Source organism: Stenotrophomonas sp. YJH_SMC_58 (assembly GCF_059369635.1).
On record NZ_JCAFSW010000004.1, the window covers coordinates 30,927 to 48,844 of the forward strand.

15 protein-coding genes and 2 tRNA genes are annotated in these 17,918 nt (G+C 68.3%); all 17 read left to right on the plus strand.

Annotation, left to right across the window (positions count from 1 at the left end; all coding sequences use genetic code 11):
• Window positions 1-59 precede the first annotated feature (59 nt).
• The 17 genes from AC5P68_RS06730 (at window position 60) to AC5P68_RS06810 (ending at window position 17,916) form a co-directional block, all read left to right on the plus strand.
• Window positions 60-2,459 carry a DNA internalization-related competence protein ComEC/Rec2 gene (locus AC5P68_RS06730; RefSeq protein ID WP_414497674.1) on the plus strand — a complete coding sequence of 800 codons (2,400 nt, stop codon included), beginning with the start codon at window positions 60-62 and terminating at the stop codon, window positions 2,457-2,459.
• Between the two features lie 3 nt (window positions 2,460-2,462).
• On the plus strand, window positions 2,463-3,125 hold the full coding sequence (locus tag AC5P68_RS06735; protein WP_049454305.1) for a MotA/TolQ/ExbB proton channel family protein: 663 nt from the start codon (window positions 2,463-2,465) through the stop codon (window positions 3,123-3,125).
• A 3-nt stretch (window positions 3,126-3,128) separates the two neighbouring features.
• A complete protein-coding gene (locus AC5P68_RS06740) occupies window positions 3,129-3,551 on the plus strand; it encodes an ExbD/TolR family protein (RefSeq protein ID WP_049454303.1) in 423 nt (140 codons plus the stop codon).
• Window positions 3,548-5,296: a lipid A export permease/ATP-binding protein MsbA gene (gene msbA, locus AC5P68_RS06745; protein ID WP_049451352.1), complete on the plus strand. Its 1,749-nt coding sequence runs from the start codon at window positions 3,548-3,550 to the stop codon at window positions 5,294-5,296. Before AC5P68_RS06740 ends, msbA begins: the two co-directional genes overlap by 4 nt.
• Entirely contained in the window at window positions 5,296-6,315 is a 1,020-nt protein-coding gene (gene lpxK / locus AC5P68_RS06750) for a tetraacyldisaccharide 4'-kinase (RefSeq protein ID WP_005412821.1), read from the plus strand. Before msbA ends, lpxK begins: the two co-directional genes overlap by 1 nt.
• Window positions 6,316-6,389: 74 nt before the next feature.
• Entirely contained in the window at window positions 6,390-7,163 is a 774-nt protein-coding gene (gene kdsB / locus AC5P68_RS06755) for a 3-deoxy-manno-octulosonate cytidylyltransferase (RefSeq protein ID WP_414497675.1), read from the plus strand.
• A complete protein-coding gene (locus tag AC5P68_RS06760) occupies window positions 7,160-7,648 on the plus strand; it encodes a low molecular weight protein-tyrosine-phosphatase (RefSeq protein ID WP_005408877.1) in 489 nt (162 codons plus the stop codon). Before kdsB ends, AC5P68_RS06760 begins: the two co-directional genes overlap by 4 nt.
• The gene (locus AC5P68_RS06765) at window positions 7,645-9,057 is read left to right on the plus strand and encodes a nhl repeat protein (protein WP_049430352.1); all 1,413 of its coding nucleotides are present in this window, start codon (window positions 7,645-7,647) and stop codon (window positions 9,055-9,057) included. The genes AC5P68_RS06760 and AC5P68_RS06765 overlap by 4 nt, the downstream gene beginning before the upstream one ends.
• On the plus strand, window positions 9,054-10,898 hold the full coding sequence (gene uvrC, locus AC5P68_RS06770; protein ID WP_231522167.1) for an excinuclease ABC subunit UvrC: 1,845 nt from the start codon (window positions 9,054-9,056) through the stop codon (window positions 10,896-10,898). Before AC5P68_RS06765 ends, uvrC begins: the two co-directional genes overlap by 4 nt.
• Before the next feature lie 18 nt (window positions 10,899-10,916).
• Entirely contained in the window at window positions 10,917-11,543 is a 627-nt protein-coding gene (gene pgsA / locus AC5P68_RS06775) for a CDP-diacylglycerol--glycerol-3-phosphate 3-phosphatidyltransferase (RefSeq protein WP_005412825.1), read from the plus strand.
• Between the two features lie 236 nt (window positions 11,544-11,779).
• Window positions 11,780-11,855 (plus strand) — tRNA-Gly (locus AC5P68_RS06780).
• Between the two features lie 138 nt (window positions 11,856-11,993).
• Window positions 11,994-13,100, plus strand: a complete 1,107-nt coding sequence (locus tag AC5P68_RS06785) for an NAD(P)/FAD-dependent oxidoreductase (protein ID WP_049432174.1) — start codon at window positions 11,994-11,996, stop codon at window positions 13,098-13,100.
• A gap of 115 nt (window positions 13,101-13,215) precedes the next feature.
• Window positions 13,216-13,291 (plus strand) — tRNA-Gly (locus AC5P68_RS06790).
• A gap of 369 nt (window positions 13,292-13,660) precedes the next feature.
• Window positions 13,661-15,124 (plus strand): TolC family protein, encoded by a 1,464-nt coding sequence (locus tag AC5P68_RS06795; protein WP_414497676.1) that lies wholly within the window; start codon window positions 13,661-13,663, stop codon window positions 15,122-15,124.
• A complete protein-coding gene (locus AC5P68_RS06800; protein WP_033835993.1) occupies window positions 15,121-16,260 on the plus strand; it encodes an ABC transporter permease in 1,140 nt (379 codons plus the stop codon). Before AC5P68_RS06795 ends, AC5P68_RS06800 begins: the two co-directional genes overlap by 4 nt.
• A 10-nt stretch (window positions 16,261-16,270) precedes the next feature.
• Window positions 16,271-16,999, plus strand: a complete 729-nt coding sequence (locus AC5P68_RS06805) for an ABC transporter ATP-binding protein (RefSeq protein ID WP_005408900.1) — start codon at window positions 16,271-16,273, stop codon at window positions 16,997-16,999.
• Window positions 16,996-17,916, plus strand: coding sequence for an HlyD family secretion protein (locus AC5P68_RS06810; RefSeq protein WP_049452179.1), 921 nt, complete (start codon window positions 16,996-16,998; stop codon window positions 17,914-17,916). The genes AC5P68_RS06805 and AC5P68_RS06810 overlap by 4 nt, the downstream gene beginning before the upstream one ends.
• Window positions 17,917-17,918: the final 2 nt, after the last annotated feature.

Genomic DNA, 17,918 nt, shown 5'->3' on the forward strand with positions numbered 1-17,918 from the left:
CAGGCGCACGGGGAAAGGCCCGATAGGCAGCCTGCGACCTCCAGCGGCAGGCTGGGGAAATGGTTCCCGATCGATCCGCCCCGGCCCTGTTTGGCTTTGGCTGCGCTGCAGGCCTGGTGCTGGGGGCGCTGGCCTGCGTGCAGATGCCGATGTTGCTGCCGCTGTGGCTGAGTGTGCCGATGGTGATCGCCGGCGCCGGCGGCTGGCTGTTGCCCTGGCGCGGCCGTGCCTGGGCCGCGGCCCTGCTCGGCCTGGCCTGGGCAACGGTGCACGGGCACTGGGTCCTGCATGGCCAGCTGCCACCCGGCGCGCCAGCGCAGGATGTGCAGGTGCGGGGCCGGGTTGCCGACCTTCCCCAGCAGGGGCCCGGCTACACGCGTTTCGTGCTGCATGTCGAAGATGCCGGCGCGCTGCCATCGCTGCGTGGCAAGCGCCTGCAGGTGACCTGGAACGATCCGTGGCGCGGATCGCCAGCGCACGAGGCGGAGGGCGGGCGCCATGCGGTTCGCGCAGGATCGCATTGGCAGTTGTCGTTGCGCGTGCGCGCGCCACGCTCGCGGATCAATCCCGGCGGCTTCGATGGCGAGCGCCACGCCGTGCTGCGGGGCATCTCCGGTAATGCCTCGGTGCGTGATCCGGCCCGTGCGCGGGAGTGGCTGCCGGCGCAGGGCCTGCAGGCCTGGCGGGAACGCAGCAGTGAGGCGATCGCCATGCAGGTGGCACATCCTGCCGCGCGGTTCGTGCAGGCGCTGGCACTGGGCGATACCCGCGGCCTGTCCGATGCCGACTGGGAACACCTGCGCGCGCTGGGCCTGACCCATCTGGTCGCCATCTCCGGTTTCCACGTGGGCGTGGTGGCTGGCTTCGGTGTACTGCTGTGCCGCTTGTGGTGGTGGCTGTGCCCGCTGCTGGGACGGTACTGGCCACGGCCGCAGGCCGCCGCATGGGGAGCGGCGCTGGCCGCAGCCACCTATGCCGTGGCGGCGGGTGGTGCGCTGCCGACGGTGCGCGCGGCGCTGATGATCGGGCTGGTCGCACTGGCCAGGGCCGGGCGTCGCCCGGTGGGCGCAGGGCAGGGGCTGGCGTTGGCCGCGATGGTGATGCTGTTGCCTGCGCCGCTGTCGGTGCTCTCGGCTGGATTCTGGCTGAGCTTCGGTGGCGTGCTGTGGCTGCTCTGGTGCCTGCCGAGGACGGGGCCGGAGGGAATCGGTGGCGGGCTGCGCGGGTTCCTTGCCGCGCAGGGTGTTGCCAGCCTTGGGCTGCTGCCGCTGTGCATCGCCTTGTTCGGCGGGACCGCGCGGCTGGGGCCGCTGGTCAACCTGCCGATCATCCCGTGGTGGACAATGCTGGTTGTTCCGCTGTCGCTGCTCGGTACCGGCCTGCACGTGCTGCATGACGGCGCGGGGCGTTGGGCCTGGCGTGCCGCGGCCTGGCTGTTCGAGCTCAGCTGGGGGGCCCTGCAGCCGTTGGCGCTGCATCCGCAGGCGATGTGGTGGCTGGCCGAGGCGCCGCGCTGGGCGCTACCCGTGGCCTTGCTGGGCGTGTTCTGGTGGCTGCTGCCGCGCGGCGCCGGCGGTGGCCTGGCGGGCCTGCTGCTGTGCCTGCCGCTGCTGTGGCCGGCCCGGCATGCACCGGCCGCGGGGGAGCTGGAGCTGCTGGTGCACGATGTCGGCCAGGGCACGGCGGTGCTGGTGCGCACGGCGCGGCACGCGCTCTGGTACGACGTGGGGCCGCCGACTGGCGGCGAGGGCAACGAACGCATCCTGGTCCCGGCCCTGCGCGCGCTCGGCCAGGGGCCGCCCCGGCAGGTGATGCTCAGCCATGACCACCTGGATCACACCGGCAGCCTGCCCAGCCTGCGACGGCAGTTGCCCGGGCTGCAGCTGCTGGCGCCACCGGGCAGCACCATCGGCGGCGCCACGCCCTGCCAGCAGGGGATGCGCTGGGAGTGGGGCGGGGTTGATTTCCAGGTCCTGCACCCGGCGCCGGGCAGCCGGCAAGCCGAAAACGAGGACAGCTGCGTGCTGCGCATCGCCAGCCGTCACGGCGTGGTCCTGCTGCCGGGTGACATCGGTCGACCGGCCGAGGGGGCGCTGCTGCAGGCGTACCCGCACGCGCTGAGGGCGGACGTGGTACTGGTGCCGCACCATGGCAGCGGCGGCAGCTCCAGTGCGCCGTGGGTTGCGGCGGTGGCGCCGCGGTTGGCGGTGGTCTCGGCCGGGCACCGGAACCGCTTCGGCCACCCGCGCCAGGATGTGGTCCAGCGCTGGCAGGCGCAAGGCGCGGAGGTGCTGGCCACGGCCGACTCCGGGGCGATCCGCGTATGGCTTGGCGCACAAGGCCTGCAGCTGCGTGAACAGCGCATCCATGCATCCCGGTGGTGGGATGCCGCTGGGCGGGCGCGGTCGGCTGCTATCCTATCGCCGATCGAACAAGCGGCCGTTGGGCCGGAGGGTTGAAACGTGTGGGAACTGGTCAAGGCCGGTGGCTGGCCGATGGTGCCGCTGCTGCTGCTGGGCGTACTGGCTTTGGCGATCATCCTGGAGCGTTTCTGGTCCCTTCGGCGGACTGAAGTGCTGCCGCCCGGCCTCGGCAAGGAAGTGCGCAACTGGGCCGCCCGCGGCAAGCTCGACCCGGCCCACCTGCAGACCCTGCGGGCGAACTCGCCGCTGGGCGCGCTGCTGGCTGCCGCACTGGAAGCCCGCAACCGCCCGCGCGACCAGATCCGCGAGCGCATCGAAGACACCGGCCGCCACCTGGTGCACCGCATGGAGCGATTCCTGAACGCACTGGGCACCATTGCCTCGGCCGGCCCGCTGCTGGGCCTGCTCGGCACGGTGATCGGCATGATCCAGATGTTCCTGGGCATCCTCGACCACGGCGTGGGCGACGTGAACCAGCTGGCCGGCGGCATCGGCAAGGCGCTGGTGTGCACCGCCACCGGCATGATCGTGGCGATTCCGGCGCTGATGTTCCATCGCTACTTCAAGGGCCGCATCCACGGCTACGTGGTGGAGATGGAGCAGGAAGCCAGCGCCCTGCTGGATACGCTCGACGGCCGCCCCGGGGTGATGAACCCGGCCCCGGCCGCGCGCCAGTCCGGCGCCGCCACGGCGAAGGCCTGATCGATGCGTATCGGCAACGACCGATCCCAGGATGAGCCGCATATCGACCTGGTGCCGCTGATCGACGTCATCCTGGTGCTGATCATCTTCTTCGTGGTCACCACCACCTTCGACGCGCGTTCGACGCTGCAGGTGCAGTTGCCGACCGCCAGCCAGCAGCAGACCAACGAGCCGCCGCGCTCGCTCAGCGTGCTGATCAACGCCGAAGGCCGTTACTTCATCAACGACCAGGAAGTGCTGCGCAGCGACGTGGAGTCGGTCAAGCAGACCATCGCCGCCGTGGCCGGCAGCGATCGCGAGCAGATCGTGCTGCTGCGTGCAGACGCACGCACTCCCTACCAGGCCGTGGTGACCGCGCAGGACGCGCTGGGTCAGCTCGGCTTCCGCCGTATTGCCATTGCAACAGCACCCGAGGTGCGTCCATGAGTTCCAAACACGCGCCGGTGTGGCCGATCTACAAACGTCTGCTGGGATACACCCGTGCCTACTGGGGCATGATGGTCGCCGCCGTCATCGCCATGGCGGTGGAGTCGGTGGCCGGCTACCACTTCACCAAGCTGATGGAGCCGCTCGTCAACCGTGGCTTCGTTAATCCCGAACCGAAAATGGCGGTGATCCTGCCGCTGACCATCCTCGGCCTGTTCCTGATGCGCAGCGCTGCCACCTGGGTGAGCGACTACGCGCTGGCCAAGACCGGCCGCAGCGTGGTGCGCGACCTGCGTGAGCAGGTGCTGGCCAAGTACCTGCACCTGCCGTCCTCGCATTTTGATACCGAATCGACGCCGGTGATGGTCAGCCGCCTCAACTTCGATACCGAGCAGGTCACCCAGGCCAGTGCCGATGCGCTCAAGACCGTGGTTGCCGACACCCTGACCATCATCGCCATGCTGGCGGTGATGCTGCAGATGAGTGTCAAGGTGACCGTGGCGATGCTGGTGGTGGTGCCGATGATCGGCGTGATCGTGTCCTATGTTGGCAAGCGCTACCGCCGTATCAGCCGCGGCATCCAGGACGGCATGGGCACGATGGCGCAGACCGCCGAACAGTCGCTGGCGGCCCAGCAGGAAGTGAAGGTGCACGGCACCCAGCAACACGAAATGTCGCGCTATTCGCGCCTGGCCAACCGCATGCTGGCGCTGAACATGAAGGTGGAAATCACCCGTGCCGGTGCATCCAGCGTGGTCCAGTTCCTGGCCGCGCTGGCGCTGGCGGTGATCGTCTGGGTATCGACCCGTGAAGCACTGGCAGGCCGCCTCAATGCCGGCCAGTTCATGGGCCTGATGATCTCCATGACAGCGATCATCCCGTCGCTGCGCCGCCTGACCAGCGTGCAGTCCTCGATCTCCCGCGGTGTGTCCGCCGCCGAACGCCTGTTCGGCATCCTCGACATGCAGGTCGAGCGTGACGAGGGCCGCAACAACGTGCAGCGCGTACGCGGCGAACTGGCCTTCGACCACGTCATGCTGCGCTACCGCGAGGACAGCGGCATTGCCCTGGACGACATCAGTTTCGTTGCCAAGCCCGGCACGGTCACCGCCATCGTGGGTCGTTCCGGCAGTGGCAAGACCAGCCTGATCCGGCTGGTGCCGCGCTTCTACGAGCCCAGCGGTGGTGTGATCACCCTCGATGGCGTCGCGCTGGATGACTATCCGTTGGCCGACCTGCGTCGGCAGGTGGCGATGGTCGGACAGAAGGTCATGCTGTTCGATGACACCATCGCGGCCAACATCGCCTATGGCATGGAAGCGAGCGAGGAGCAGATCCGTGCGGCGGCCGAAGCAGCCAATGCGTGGGAGTTCATCGCGCGCATGCCGCAGCAGCTGCAGACCCCTGTCGGCGAGAACGGCGCGCTGCTGTCCGGTGGCCAGCGCCAGCGACTGGCGATCGCCCGCGCGATCCTGCGTGACGCCCCGATCCTGATCCTCGACGAAGCCACTGCCGCGCTGGACAACGAATCCGAGCGACTGGTGCAGGATGCGCTGCAGCGCCTGATGCCCGAACGCACCACGCTGGTCATCGCGCACCGCCTGTCGACCATCGAGCATGCCGATCAGGTGCTGGTGATGGACCACGGCCGCATCGTTGAACGGGGTACCCACAGGGAGCTGCTTGCCATGGGTGGCCTGTACCAGCATCTGCACAGCATGCAGTTCCGCGAAAGGCAGGACTGATGGCTGGCAAGGGTACCCAGACCCCGCCGTACTGGTACGACGGCAGCCCGGTTCCGTGGGCGATGCGCCTGCTGGCGCCGCTGTATGCCGGCGTCACCGCGCTGCGCCGCCGTGCCTACCGGCGTGGATGGCGCAAGCGCTACGCGCTGCCGGTGCCGGTCATCGTGGTTGGCAACATCACCGCCGGCGGCACCGGCAAGACGCCGCTGACCATCGCCCTGGTCGAGCGCTTGCGTGCGGCCGGCTGGAAGCCGGGCGTCGCCAGCCGTGGCTATGGCCGTGAAGACGCTGACAAGCCGCTGTGGGTGCAGGCCGACACGCCGACCGCCAAGGGCGGTGACGAACCGGTGCTGATCGCCTGGAAGACCGGCGTACCGGTGCGCGTGGACGCTGACCGCGTGGCCGCAGGCAGGGCACTGGTCCAGGCCGGCTGCGATGTGATCGTCTGCGATGACGGCCTGCAGCACTACCGGCTGGCGCGCGACATCGAGATCGAAGTGGTCGATGCCCAGCGGCGCTACGGCAACGGCCGGATGATTCCCGCCGGACCGCTGCGCGAGCCGGTTAGCCGTGCCGGCGAATGCGATTTCCGCGTGGTCAACCTTGGCCAGGCCGATGAGGAAAGCGCGGCACAGGCCTGCGGTTTCGGCCAGTGGCCGATGGCCCTGCACATCGACAGTGCACAGCCGCTGGCCGGTGGCCGCGCGCGCCCGTTGTCGTACTTCAAGGGTCAGCGTGTTCATGCGGTGGCCGGCATCGCCCATCCGCAGCGCTTCTTCGACATGCTGCGCGCGCGTGGCATCGGCGTGGTGCCGCACGCCTTTGCCGACCACCAGGCCTACCAGCCGCAGGACCTGTCGTTCGGCAGCCAGCTGCCGGTGCTGATGACCGAGAAGGATGCGGTGAAATGCCGCGCGTTCGGCAACGATTGGCATTACGCGGTGCCGTTGCGTGCCGAGCTGCCTGCCGCGTTCTGGGTGGCGCTGACCGACCGCCTGGACAAGCTGCGACCGAACTGAGCGGCGCGGCGGCGCTTGCATTCACGTGCCGCCGGCCGCATCCCCGTTGTAACGAGCCTGCCGAGTATTGCCCCATGACCGAATTCGTCGTCGCCATTCCGGCCCGCTATGCCGCCTCGCGGCTGCCGGGCAAGCCGCTGCGCCTGCTGGGCGGTGAGCCGCTGGTGCTGCACGTGGCGCGCCGCGCGCTGCGGGCCGGCGCTGGCGAGGTCTGGGTCGCTACCGACGATCAACGCATTGCCGACGCGCTGTCCGGGCTGGCCGAGGTGAAGGTGGCCATGACCGCCACCTCGCATGCCTCCGGTACCGACCGCCTGGCCGAGTGCGCGCGCATCGCCGGCTGGGCCGACGACACCGTAGTGGTCAACCTGCAGGGTGATGAACCGTTCGCGCCGGCTGCGGGAATCCGTGCGGTGGCCCAGGCGCTGGTTGAAGGCAATGCGCCGATGTCGACGCTGGCGACCGCCGTGGAGGATGCAGAAACCCTGTTCGATCCGAACGTGGTCAAGCTGGTGCGCAACGTGCGCAACGAGGCGATGTACTTCAGCCGCGCGCCGATTGCCTGGCACCGCGATGGCTTCGCGCGCAGCCGCGACGTGCTGCCGGAAGGGCATGCCTGGCTGCGCCACATCGGCATCTACGGCTACCGCGCCGGTTTCCTGCAGCAGTTCGCGGCGATGCCCCCGGGCCGGCTGGAGCAGGTCGAATCGCTGGAGCAGCTGCGCGTGCTCGAGGCCGGCTACCCGATCAGCGTGGCGATCTCGCCTGAACCGTTCCCGGCGGGCATCGACACGCCCGAGGACCTGGAGCGCGCCGAAGCACTGCTGCAGACGCTGGCTGCCCGATGAAGCTGCTGGTCGTCTGCCTCGGCAACATCTGCCGTTCGCCGATGGCCGAAGGCGCGCTCCGCGCACGCCTGGACGCTTCGCCACTGGCGGGGCGCGTGCAGGTGGATTCGGCCGGCACCGGTGACTGGCATGTGGGCGAGCCGCCGGACCGGCGTGCGATCGCCTGCGCGGCCGGGCACGGCGTGGACATCGGCGGCCTGCGTGCGCGCCAGCTGCACGCCGCTGATTTCGACCGCTTCGACTGGATCCTGTGCGCCGACGAGGCGAACCTGCGGGACGCGGGACGCTTGGTGGCACCCGCCCAGCGTGAGCGGCTGGCGCTGTACCTGCCCTGGTCGGGCGGGGAGGGGCAGGCGGCCATCCCGGATCCCTACACCGGCGGCAGCGATCACTTTGAACAGGTCTGGACGCTGGTCGACAATGCTGCAAAACGTGCAGTGGCACGACTGTTGCATGACGCCGACTCCGGCATAATCGGGCCATGAACGTCCAGCCCGTCCCGGACCTGCCCGAGTTCGCCACCTGGCTCAATGCCGCTCCCTGTACCCTGACCGAACTGCGCGGTCGGCCGGTGGCCCTGTTGTTCGTCAACGCCGCTTCTGCCTGGAGCGCGCAGCGCCTGGCCGAATTCAGTCAATGGCTGTCGCGTCACCCTGGCATGCTGCAGCCGCTGGTCCTGCAGGTACCCCGCTTCGATTTCGAGCGTGACGCCGGCGCCGCACTCAAACTGCTGCGCCGCCAAGGGCTGTCAATGCCGGTCCTGCTCGATGCCGACTGGGATGGCTGGCGTCGCTTCGGCATCACATCGTGGCCGACCGTGGTGCTGCTGGACGCGCAGGGTCGCGAGCAGCAGCGGCTGGTCGGGCTGGGGGCTCCGGGAGAGCTTGAGCGTGCGTTGAATGCGCTGTGCCACGGTGCGCCGTCGGCACCGCCGCGCGGCGGTACCGAGCTGCATCCGGAGCCGCGGCAGGCCCTGCGTTTTCCGCTGGGCCTGGCGGTCAGCACCGAACGCCTGTACGTCGCCGACAGTGGCCATCACCGCATCCTCGAATGCAGCCACGGCGGCCGCATCCTGCGCCAGTTCGGGTTGGGGACGGCCGATTTCATGGACGGCAACCTCGCCGAAGCGGCGTTCCATCGCCCGCAGGCGCTGGTGCTTGAGCGCGACGCGCTGTACGTGGCCGACACCGGCAACCATGCCGTGCGCCGCATCAACCTGCTGACCGGCATCGTCGACACGCTGTGCGGCAATGGCCGCCCCGGTGCGCCGGTGGAGGGCCCGGTAGCACAGGCGCGGCAGGTCTCGCTGGACCACCCGGTCGGCCTCGCCATCGCCGATAACCAGCTGCACATCGCCATGGCCGGCGACAACCGCATCTGGAGCTACCACCTGGGTCAGCGCAGCCTGCAGTGGCGCGCCGGCAGCGGTGCCATCGACGAGCGTGACGGCAGCGGCCATCTGGCTGCCTTTGCCCAACCGACCGCGCTGGCCGTGGTGCAGCAGGTGCTGTACGTGGCCGATGCGCTGGGCTCCTCGATCCGTGCACTGCAGCTGCGCGGGGATCTGGTGCAGACGCTGGTCGGGCAGGGCCCCTGGCGTTTCGGTGACGAAGATGGCCCGCGCGCGCAGGCCAGCCTGCAGTTCCCACAGGCGATCGCGCTGAGTCCGGATGCGCCGCTGCTATGGATTGCCGATACCGGCAATGGCCGCCTGCGCACGCTGCGCCTGGGCGGTGGCGAACTGACCACCCAGCCGCTGCCGCGCCGCCTGCACGGCCCGGCCGGGTTGGCCGTGGGTGCCGGTGCGGTGTGGATCGCCGAGACCGACGCCCACGCCATACTGCGATTCGACCCCGAAAGCGGCGTGCTCAGCGAAGTGCCGATCAGCGAATGACCGACGTTCCCGCCCCGGCCTTCGACGGCAAGGCCTTCGCGGCCCAGCTCAGTACCGCCCCCGGTGTGTACCGCATGTACGCGGCCGACGACACCCTGCTGTATGTCGGCAAGGCGCGTGCGCTGCGCAACCGAGTCGGCAGCTATTTCAACGGCAGTCCGAAGAATGCGCGGATCATGTCGATGATCTCGCAGATCGTGCGCATGGACGTGACGGTGACGCGCTCGGAAGCCGAGGCGCTGCTGCTGGAAAACCAGCTGATCAAGTCGCTGTCGCCGCGTTACAACGTCTCACTGCGCGACGACAAGACCTATCCGCATGTGCTGCTGACCCGCGAGGACTGGCCGCGCATCGCCCTGCACCGCGGCCCGCGCGCCATTCCCGGCCGCTACTTCGGGCCGTATCCCGGCGTCACTGCGGTGCGCGAAACGCTGAACCTGATGCACAAGCTGTTCAAGCTGCGCAGCTGCGAGGACAGCGTGTTCCGCAACCGTTCGCGACCGTGCCTGCAGTACCAGATCGGGCGTTGCAGCGCGCCCTGCGTGGAGCTGGTGGCGCCTGCCGAGTACGCCGAATCGGTGCGTCGCGCTGCATTGTTCCTGGAAGGCAAGAGCGACGAACTGACCCGCGAGCTGGGCGAGCAGATGCAGGCCGCCAGCGAGGCACTGGAATTCGAGCAGGCCGCGCGCCTGCGTGACCTGATTTCCTCGCTGCGCAGCATGCAGACCCGCCAGTACGTGGATGGCCGTGCTGCCGACCTGGACGTGCTGGCGGTGGCCATGCAGGGCTCGCAGGCCTGCGTACTGCTGCTGGCCTTCCGTGATGGCCGCAACCTCGGCACCCGCCCGTTCTTTCCGCGCACCAATGGTGAAGAAAGCCCGGAGGAAGTGCTGGCCGCGTTTGTCTCGCAGTACTACATCGAATTCGAGCCACCGCGCGAGATCCTGCTGGACCGCGAGATCCCCGATGCCGACCTGCTGGTCGCCGCGTTGTCGGCCTCGGCCGAGCGCAAGGTGCAGCTGAAGTGGAACGTGCGCGGCGAGCGCGCCGGCTACGTGGAACTGGCCAGCCGCAACGCGCAGCTGACCCTGACCACCGAACTCAACAGCCGCAATGCGCAGCACGCGCGCAGCGATGCACTGCGCGAGATGCTGGGCCTGGCCGAGCCGGTCAAGCGGGTCGAGTGCTTCGATATCAGCCATACGCTTGGCGAGGCTACCGTGGCCTCGTGCGTGGTGTTCGACGCCGCCGGTCCGGTACGCGCGCAGTACCGCCGCTTCAACATCAGCGGCATCGAGCCGGGCGACGACTACGCTGCGATGCGCCAGGCCATCGATCGGCGCTTCCGCCGTGCGGTGGATGAGCAGGGCGTGCTGCCGGACGTACTGCTGATCGACGGTGGTGCCGGTCAGCTGGCGCAGGCGCAGGCCGCGCTGGCCGACCTGGGCGTGGAAGGCGTGCTGCTGGTGGGCGTGGCCAAAGGCGTGGAGCGCCGCGCCGGCCACGAAGCGCTGGTGATGCCCGATGGCCGCGAGCTGCGCCCGGGCGCGGCCAACCCGGCGCTGCAGTTCATCCAGCAGGTGCGCGACGAGGCGCATCGCTTTGCCATCACCGGCCACAGGGGGCGCCGCCAGAAGGCGCGGATGACCAGCAAGCTGGAGGATATCCCCGGCATCGGGCCGCGCCGCCGCGCCAGCCTGCTCAAGCATTTCGGCGGCCTGGTGGGCCTGAAAGCCGCTGGCGAAGCGGAAATCGCCAAGGTGGAAGGCATCAATGACGCCCTCGCGGCACGTATCTACGCTAACCTGCACGGGTTGGCCACGCCTGATGCGGCCGAGTAGAGAGAGAAGCACGCAAGCATGAAGTTGACCCTGCCCACCTGGCTGACGTTGTTGCGGATCGTGATGATCCCGGTGCTGGTGCTGGTGTTCTACCTGCCCTACACCTGGACCAACTTCGCTTCGGCGGCGATCTTCGGCCTGGCCGCGATCACCGACTGGCTCGATGGCTGGATCGCACGCCGTTACCAGCTGGAGTCGGCCTTCGGTGCCTTCCTCGACCCGGTCGCGGACAAGCTGATGGTGGCAGTGGCACTGTTCCTGATCGTGCAGGGCCATCCGACGCCGTGGATGGCGTTCTGGGCGGCGGTCATCGTCGGCCGTGAGATCGCGGTATCGGCGCTGCGCGAATGGATGGCCGAGCTGGGCCAGCGTGCGAAGGTGCGCGTGGCGATGATCGGCAAGATCAAGACCACCGCGCAGATGGTCGCGTTGCTGTGCCTGCTGTACTCGGTGGCCCCGAACGTGCCGGTGGAAGACATCTGGATGGGCTGGCCGGTGTTCCATATCGGCGACTGGACCCTGGCCATTGCCGCGGTGCTGACCCTGTGGTCGGGCCTGCAGTACCTGCACGCCGCCTGGCCGAGCCTGCGCGATGACGAGCGCGCTGCGCGCGAGCGTGCGCGGCAGAAGAAGCTGGGCAACTGAGCCCGGGGTCGGATCCCTTTCCGCAGGAAAGGGCTCTGACCCCACGGTTGCTGCCATCCACGCATGGCGTGGATCTACTGGAAATGCCGCATCCAAGGAGGGGGCGGATCCATCAGTTTGCGGAGACGCTGCAGTAGATCCACGCCATGCGTGGATACGCGGTGCCAGGTGCCTCGGCAGACCCTGAAAAAAGCGCTTGACGCCATCCTTGGAATAGGTAAAATTTCGCCTCCCAAGCGGGAATAGCTCAGTTGGTAGAGCGCAACCTTGCCAAGGTTGAGGTCGCGAGTTCGAGTCTCGTTTCCCGCTCCAGATTCAAGAAAAACGCTCCCGCAAGGGGGCGTTTTTCGTTTGCGTGTTCCACGCTTCATCCTCACTTCACCGCCACTCCTTCGCCTCACCACGCGGCAGTTCGAAGCTGCATCTCCGACGCTCCACGGCGATGCCGCAATGCCTCACACTTCCCCCGCCTACGACCACGACGTGGTCATCGTCGGCGCCAGTTTCGCCGGTGCCGCCTGCGCATTGGCTGCCGCCCAGTACGGTCTGCGCGTCTGCGTGCTGGAACGCAAGGCCGACCCCGGCGAGCGCCTGCACACCACCGGCATCGTGGTGAAAGAAGCGATGGAGCAGACCTGGTTGGGGCGCATGCCCGAGCATCTGGTGCAGCGCGTCGCCAACGTGCGCCTGTATGCGCCGAACCTGCGCAACGTGTTGCTGGCCGCGCCGGGCTATTACTTCCTCACCACCGATACGCCGAACCTGATGCGCTGGCTGGCCAGCGAGCTGCGCGCGAATAGTGTCGACCTGCGCCTGCAACGGTCTTTCACCGATGCCCATCGCAGTGGTGACGGCTGGCAGGTGGATGGGGCAGGGCGATGCGCCTATCTGGTTGGTGCTGATGGCGCACGCTCACGCGTGGCACATCGCACCGGACTTGGCCAGGTGCGTGACAACCTCTACGGCGTCGAGCGTGAGTTCGCCGGCCTGCATTTGCCGCAGGGCGACGCGCTGCATTGCTTCGTCAGCAAGCACTACGCACCGGGCTACATCGGCTGGGTCGCACAGAATCCGACCGGGCTGCAGGTGGGATTGGCGCTGCGTCATGACCCGCAACAGGTGCGGCCGCCGGATATCGATGGCTTCCTCGACCACGTGCGCGATGTGGTCGACATTCCGCCTTCGGCGCGTTCCTCGGCCACCCGCGCCGGCTTGGTCCCCTGCGGCCGGCCGGATGGGCCGATCACCGGCCAGCGGCTGATCCTGACCGGCGACGCGGCGGGCATCGTCTCGCCGCTGTCCGCCGGGGGCATCCACTCCTCGTGGCGGCACGGCTGGGCGGTCGGCGAGGCGATTGCCCGCCATCTGCGTGGGCAAGGGCCGGAAGCGGAACGGGTGGCGCGGCGGGTGGCGCCGGCATTCCATGGCAAGCGCCTGCTGCGCTGGGCGATGGACCATCTGCAGGCGGACTGGCCGCTCAATGCACTGCTGCACACGGCGGCCACGCGGCGCATCGCCGAGCAGGTCTACTTCCACCGCCGTGGCCTGCGAACCTGAGGTATCGGTCCTGGGGGCCTGAACGCCTCCCCGCAATGCAGGCGAAAATTCCTGTTGACGCTGTGCAGCAATATCGACACAATAGCGCTCCTTCGACGCAGGTCGAACGAAATCTGCGGGAATAGCTCAGTTGGTAGAGCGCAACCTTGCCAAGGTTGAGGTCGCGAGTTCGAGTCTCGTTTCCCGCTCCAGATTCAAGAAGAACGCTCCCGAAAGGGGGCGTTTTTCGTTTGTCATGACGTTGGCGGCACGGGGCGCTACAGTCGCGCCATGGCATCGTCATGGCGGGCGTGATATCGACGGCCTGGCGGGACGATTCCAGCGTTAGTGTTGCAATCGGAATGGCGGGGCGTATCGGTCGTGGGGATGACCGCAGGGGCGGGGCTCGGGGAAGTTGGCAAGAAGACGCAATGGCCCGGATGTCGCACCAGCGTTCCGTGCGTCGCATGCAGTGAAAGGCTGGCGAAAGGCCAACGCCATCGTTGCCTGAACCGCACGCGTGCTGTGACCTTTTTCGGACCATTTCTCCATGTTCGCTCCACAATCGCACGGTAGCCTTCATGCTCCTTCTACACGTTGGCGGGCTGGTGGTCAGGCGTATCACTTCAGTGGCAGTGCCCAGGACAGGGCGCGGACTCTCCCTGCAGGCAGTGCTGCGCCCCGGTGCGTTTTTGGCAACCCTGGCCTTGGCCGGCTGCATGTCGGTGCCCGTCCCGGACCTGCCTGATCGCACACCCAGCGCCTGGACCCAGGTACCGCAGGGCCAGGGCGTGGCGGTGGACGCCAGGCAGTGGTGGAAGGTGCTGGCCGACCCGGCGCTGGATGGCCTGGTCGATCAGGCGGTCGCCGGCAATCTCGACCTGCAGCAGGCCACCTTGCGCCTGCAGGCCGTTCGGATCGTCGCTGGCACGTCCGACTCGCGTTTCCTGCCGGAAATCTCCGCCAGCGCCAAGCAGGTGCAGGACGCCGCCGCTGTCGATACCTACTTCCATGCCGGCATTGAAGCGATCTGGGACCTGGGCCTGTTCGGCGCCGCCGAGAGTGCGCAGCTGAGCGCGCAGGCCTCGGCCGGCAATGCCGAGGCGCTACGCAATGCCGCGCAGGTAGCGGTGATTGCCGACGTGGTGCGCAGCTATCTGGACCTGACCGTGGCGCAGGCCCAGCAGGATCTGCTGATGCGCCAGCAGGCCGTGGACGACCGCGGCGAACAACTGGCGCGGGTCCGCCAGCGACTTCGCCTGGATGAGCCGGGCGAACTGGATCGCCTGCGTGCACGCCAGGCCGCCACCCGCGCCGCCACGGCACAGGCCCGGGAAAACGCCGACAACGCGGCCCGCGCCCTGGCATTGCTGCTGGGTCGCGATGGCCCGGATCCGACCTGGCGTGCGTACCGAACGCCGCCGACGCTGGGCACGTTCTCGTTGCAGCAGGTCCCAGCGGACCTGTTGCGCCATCGTCCGCAGATCCTGCTGGCCGAATCGGAGGTGATGCAGGCCGCCGCCAGCAAGGGCTCGGCGCGCGCCGCGATGTACCCGCGGATCAGCCTCGGCGGCTCCATTCTGTATGCCTACAACCTCACCCAGAACGCGCGCTCCAATTCCGACTCCAGTCCGTCGATCGGTCCATACGTCGATATTCCGCTGTGGGACTGGGGCCAACGCCGTGCGCGTTTCCATGCCGATGAGAAGCAACTGGACGCCGCGCTGCTCGGGTATCGCAAGGCCGTGCTGGAAGGCGTGAGCGAAGTGGAAGGCGCGCTGGGCAGCCTGGCGCGCCAGGACAGCAGCATCCAATCGCTGCGTGCGGCCAATGATGCCGCCAACCAGCAGGTCAAGCGCCAGGTGCGGCAGGTGCAGCTGGGCCTGTCCAGCGAGTTCGATGGGCTGGACACGCAACGTGCCGCGCTCGCTTCGCAGGCGGATCTGATCGCTGCGCAGGGCGCGCGCGTGCTGGCTTTTGCGTCGCTGTACCGCGCCCTTGGTGGCGCACCGCTGCCGGTCGAGGCTGAGGGCGAACCGCAATGATCGCGCTGGCCCGCAAGACCCTGGCCTATGAGTGGCGCCGGTTCCTGCCGGTGGTGCTGGCGATGTGCTTCGCCGGCGTGCTGCTGATCGTGCAGGCGGCGCTGGTGCTGGGCATCTTCGGTACCGCCGCGATCTATGTGAAGGCATCTTCGGCCGATATCTGGGCCGGTTTCCCCGGCACCCAGAGCGTCAACTACGGCCACGCGATCAGCGCCGATGTGGAAAGCCACCTGCGCATGGATCCGGATGTCACCCGCGTCGAACCTTACGAGTGGGTGGATGGCGAATGGCGCTCCAGCGCGCAGGGTACCGGCAACGTGTCGGTGTATCTGTCCGGCATCTCCACCCGCGACGATGCAATGATGTTCGCGCGCATCCTGCCTGCCGACCTGCGTGCACAGCTGCGCGAACCGGGTGCGGTGATCGTCGACAGCGCCGACCTGGATACGCTGGGCGTGGACCTGCAGAACAACCGCGCCTGGATCAATGGCAAGGCCGTGCGCGTGGTTGCCGCGCAGCCGGGCCTGCGTGGCCTTGGTGGTGTCAACGTACTGGCTTCGCTGGATACCGCGCGCGCCATCGCCGGTACCGACCCACACGAGGGCAGTACCTACTTCGTGGCGGGCCTGCGCTCGCCGGACCTGGCCGATCGTGTGCGTGACCGCTTGTCCGCGTCGATGGGCCGGGCCACGCCGGTCGAGTTCTGGACCGCGCCGGAGTTCGCCAGCCGCTCGCAGCAGTATTGGCTGTTCGATACCGGCGCCGGCATCGCGGTGTTGTTCATGGCCGTCATCGTCTGCTTCGTCGGCGCGGTGATCACCAACCAGTCGTTCGCGTCGGTGGTGGCTGGCTCGGTTCGCGAGTACGCCACGCTCAATGCACTCGGTGCAGGCCGCTATGCGCTGGCACGGGTGGTGTTCGAGCAGGCGTTGCTGATCGGTGGCGTGGGCATGTTGCTGGCGGCGGCCTTCAGCACCGTGGTGCTGTTGATCGCGCAGACCCAGCGCGTGCCGGTGCAGCTGACACCGATGGTGATCCTCGGCTGCGTGGCGCTGGTTGCGGTGATGGCCATGCTCTCCAGCATCATGGCGGTGCGCAGTGTCGTCCGCTCCGATCCATCGTTGCTGCTGCGTTGAGGACCGGCCGATGACTTCCACACGCGCCGTCGCCCCGACCCTGCGGGCCGATGCACTTGAAAAGGGCTTCCTGTCCGGCGACGTGCAGGTGCCGGTGCTACGTGGCCTGTCGCTGGACATCTATCCTGGCGAGCTGACCCTGGTATCGGGCCCGTCGGGTTGCGGCAAGAGCACGCTGTTGTCGCTGCTGTCCGGCCTGTCCGCGCCCGATGGTGGCCGCGTGCACGCACTTGGCCAGGACGTGGGGCACATGACCCGAAGCGAGGTGGAGCGCTTCCGCCTGCACCATGTCGGTTTCGTGTTCCAGGGCTTCAATCTGTTCCCGGCACTGACTGCGCTGGAGCAGGTGCAGCTGCCGCTGGGCTACCGCGGCATGCGCAATCGCGAAAGCGAACCGCTGGCGCGCAAGGCGCTGGAAGAAGTGGGCCTCAGCCACCGCAGCCACATGCGCCCGGCGCAGCTGTCCGGCGGCGAGAAGCAGCGTGTGGCCGTTGCCCGCGCCTTCGCCAAGTCGCCGACGCTGATCTTCGCAGACGAACCCACCAGCGCGCTGGACGCCGAGAACGGCCAGCGCGTGATCGACATCCTGCATCGCTACGCACGTGCGCATGGCGCCACCGTGCTGTGCGTGAGCCACGATCCGCGCCTGATCCGGCATGCCGATCGGGTGATCGCCATGGAAGACGGCATGGTCCGTGATGACCGCCGCCAGAACGAAACTGTAGAGTCCGCCCCATGACCAAGACGTCGCACCTGCTCCCCCTCAGCCTGGCCCTGTCCGCGGCACTGCTGCTCGGCGCCTGTTCCAGGGACGCGCCTGCGCCTGCACAGTCGCCTTCGGGCAAGGCCGGTGCAACCGCCGCCGGCAAGGTTGCGGTGGCACGCGGCATCATCGATGTCGAGGGTGGCCTGATCGCGCTGGCACCGCCGGTGGACGGCTCGATCACTGCCGCGCCGGTGAAGGAAGGCGCCACGGTGAAGAAGGGGCAGCTGCTGCTGTCGCTGGATGGTGCCTTGCTGCAGCAGGAGGTGGCGATGGCCAGCGCCGATCTCGCCCTGGCCAATGATCGCCTGAAGGGCAGCCAGGCGCAGCTGCGCGAACTGGAGCGCAACGTTACCCGCCTGTCCACGGGCGCCAGCGAGGGCGTGTCGTCCAATCAGCAGGCCGATGCGGCCAAGCAGCAGCTGGCGGGTGTGCGCGCCGATGTCGACGTGGCCAGTGCGCAGGTCGACCTGGCCCAGCACAAGCTGGAACACGCCAGGCTGAAACTGCAGCAGATGTCGCTGAGCGCGCCGGAAGCTGGCACCGTGGTCGGCCAGGTGCCGGGCGTTGGCGCATTCGTGCAGGCCGGCAAGCCGGCAATCTCCCTGCTGCCCGCGCGCCCGCTGCAGGTACGTGCCGAACTCAGCGCGGCCTACGCCGATGCCGTGCAGGTCGGCATGAAGGCTACCGTCGTTCCGGACAGCGATGGCGCCGAAAACACCAGCACGCTGCCGCCCGCACGCGTGGTACGCATCAGCCCGGTGTTCGCACAGGCACGCCTGCCTGAAGACGCTGGGCGTGGCGTGGCCAAGGTGGTGGAGTGCGTGCTGGAGTTCGATGGCGAGGCCAAGGCGCGCTTCGGCCAGCATGTGCGGGTGGAGTTCCGGAAGTAAGC

Coding starts and splice junctions, on each gene's coding strand:
- AC5P68_RS06760 (WP_005408877.1), top strand. CDS start 7,160: ATGAAGCTGCTGGTCGTCTGCCTCGGCAACATCTGCCGTTCGCCGATG.
- AC5P68_RS06765 (WP_049430352.1), top strand. CDS start 7,645: ATGAACGTCCAGCCCGTCCCGGACCTGCCCGAGTTCGCCACCTGGCTC.
- AC5P68_RS06795 (WP_414497676.1), top strand. CDS start 13,661: ATGCTCCTTCTACACGTTGGCGGGCTGGTGGTCAGGCGTATCACTTCA.
- AC5P68_RS06740 (WP_049454303.1), top strand. CDS start 3,129: ATGCGTATCGGCAACGACCGATCCCAGGATGAGCCGCATATCGACCTG.
- AC5P68_RS06785 (WP_049432174.1), top strand. CDS start 11,994: ATGCCTCACACTTCCCCCGCCTACGACCACGACGTGGTCATCGTCGGC.
- pgsA (WP_005412825.1), top strand. CDS start 10,917: ATGAAGTTGACCCTGCCCACCTGGCTGACGTTGTTGCGGATCGTGATG.
- AC5P68_RS06730 (WP_414497674.1), top strand. CDS start 60: ATGGTTCCCGATCGATCCGCCCCGGCCCTGTTTGGCTTTGGCTGCGCT.
- AC5P68_RS06810 (WP_049452179.1), top strand. CDS start 16,996: ATGACCAAGACGTCGCACCTGCTCCCCCTCAGCCTGGCCCTGTCCGCG.
- AC5P68_RS06800 (WP_033835993.1), top strand. CDS start 15,121: ATGATCGCGCTGGCCCGCAAGACCCTGGCCTATGAGTGGCGCCGGTTC.
- uvrC (WP_231522167.1), top strand. CDS start 9,054: ATGACCGACGTTCCCGCCCCGGCCTTCGACGGCAAGGCCTTCGCGGCC.
- lpxK (WP_005412821.1), top strand. CDS start 5,296: ATGGCTGGCAAGGGTACCCAGACCCCGCCGTACTGGTACGACGGCAGC.
- kdsB (WP_414497675.1), top strand. CDS start 6,390: ATGACCGAATTCGTCGTCGCCATTCCGGCCCGCTATGCCGCCTCGCGG.
- AC5P68_RS06805 (WP_005408900.1), top strand. CDS start 16,271: ATGACTTCCACACGCGCCGTCGCCCCGACCCTGCGGGCCGATGCACTT.
- msbA (WP_049451352.1), top strand. CDS start 3,548: ATGAGTTCCAAACACGCGCCGGTGTGGCCGATCTACAAACGTCTGCTG.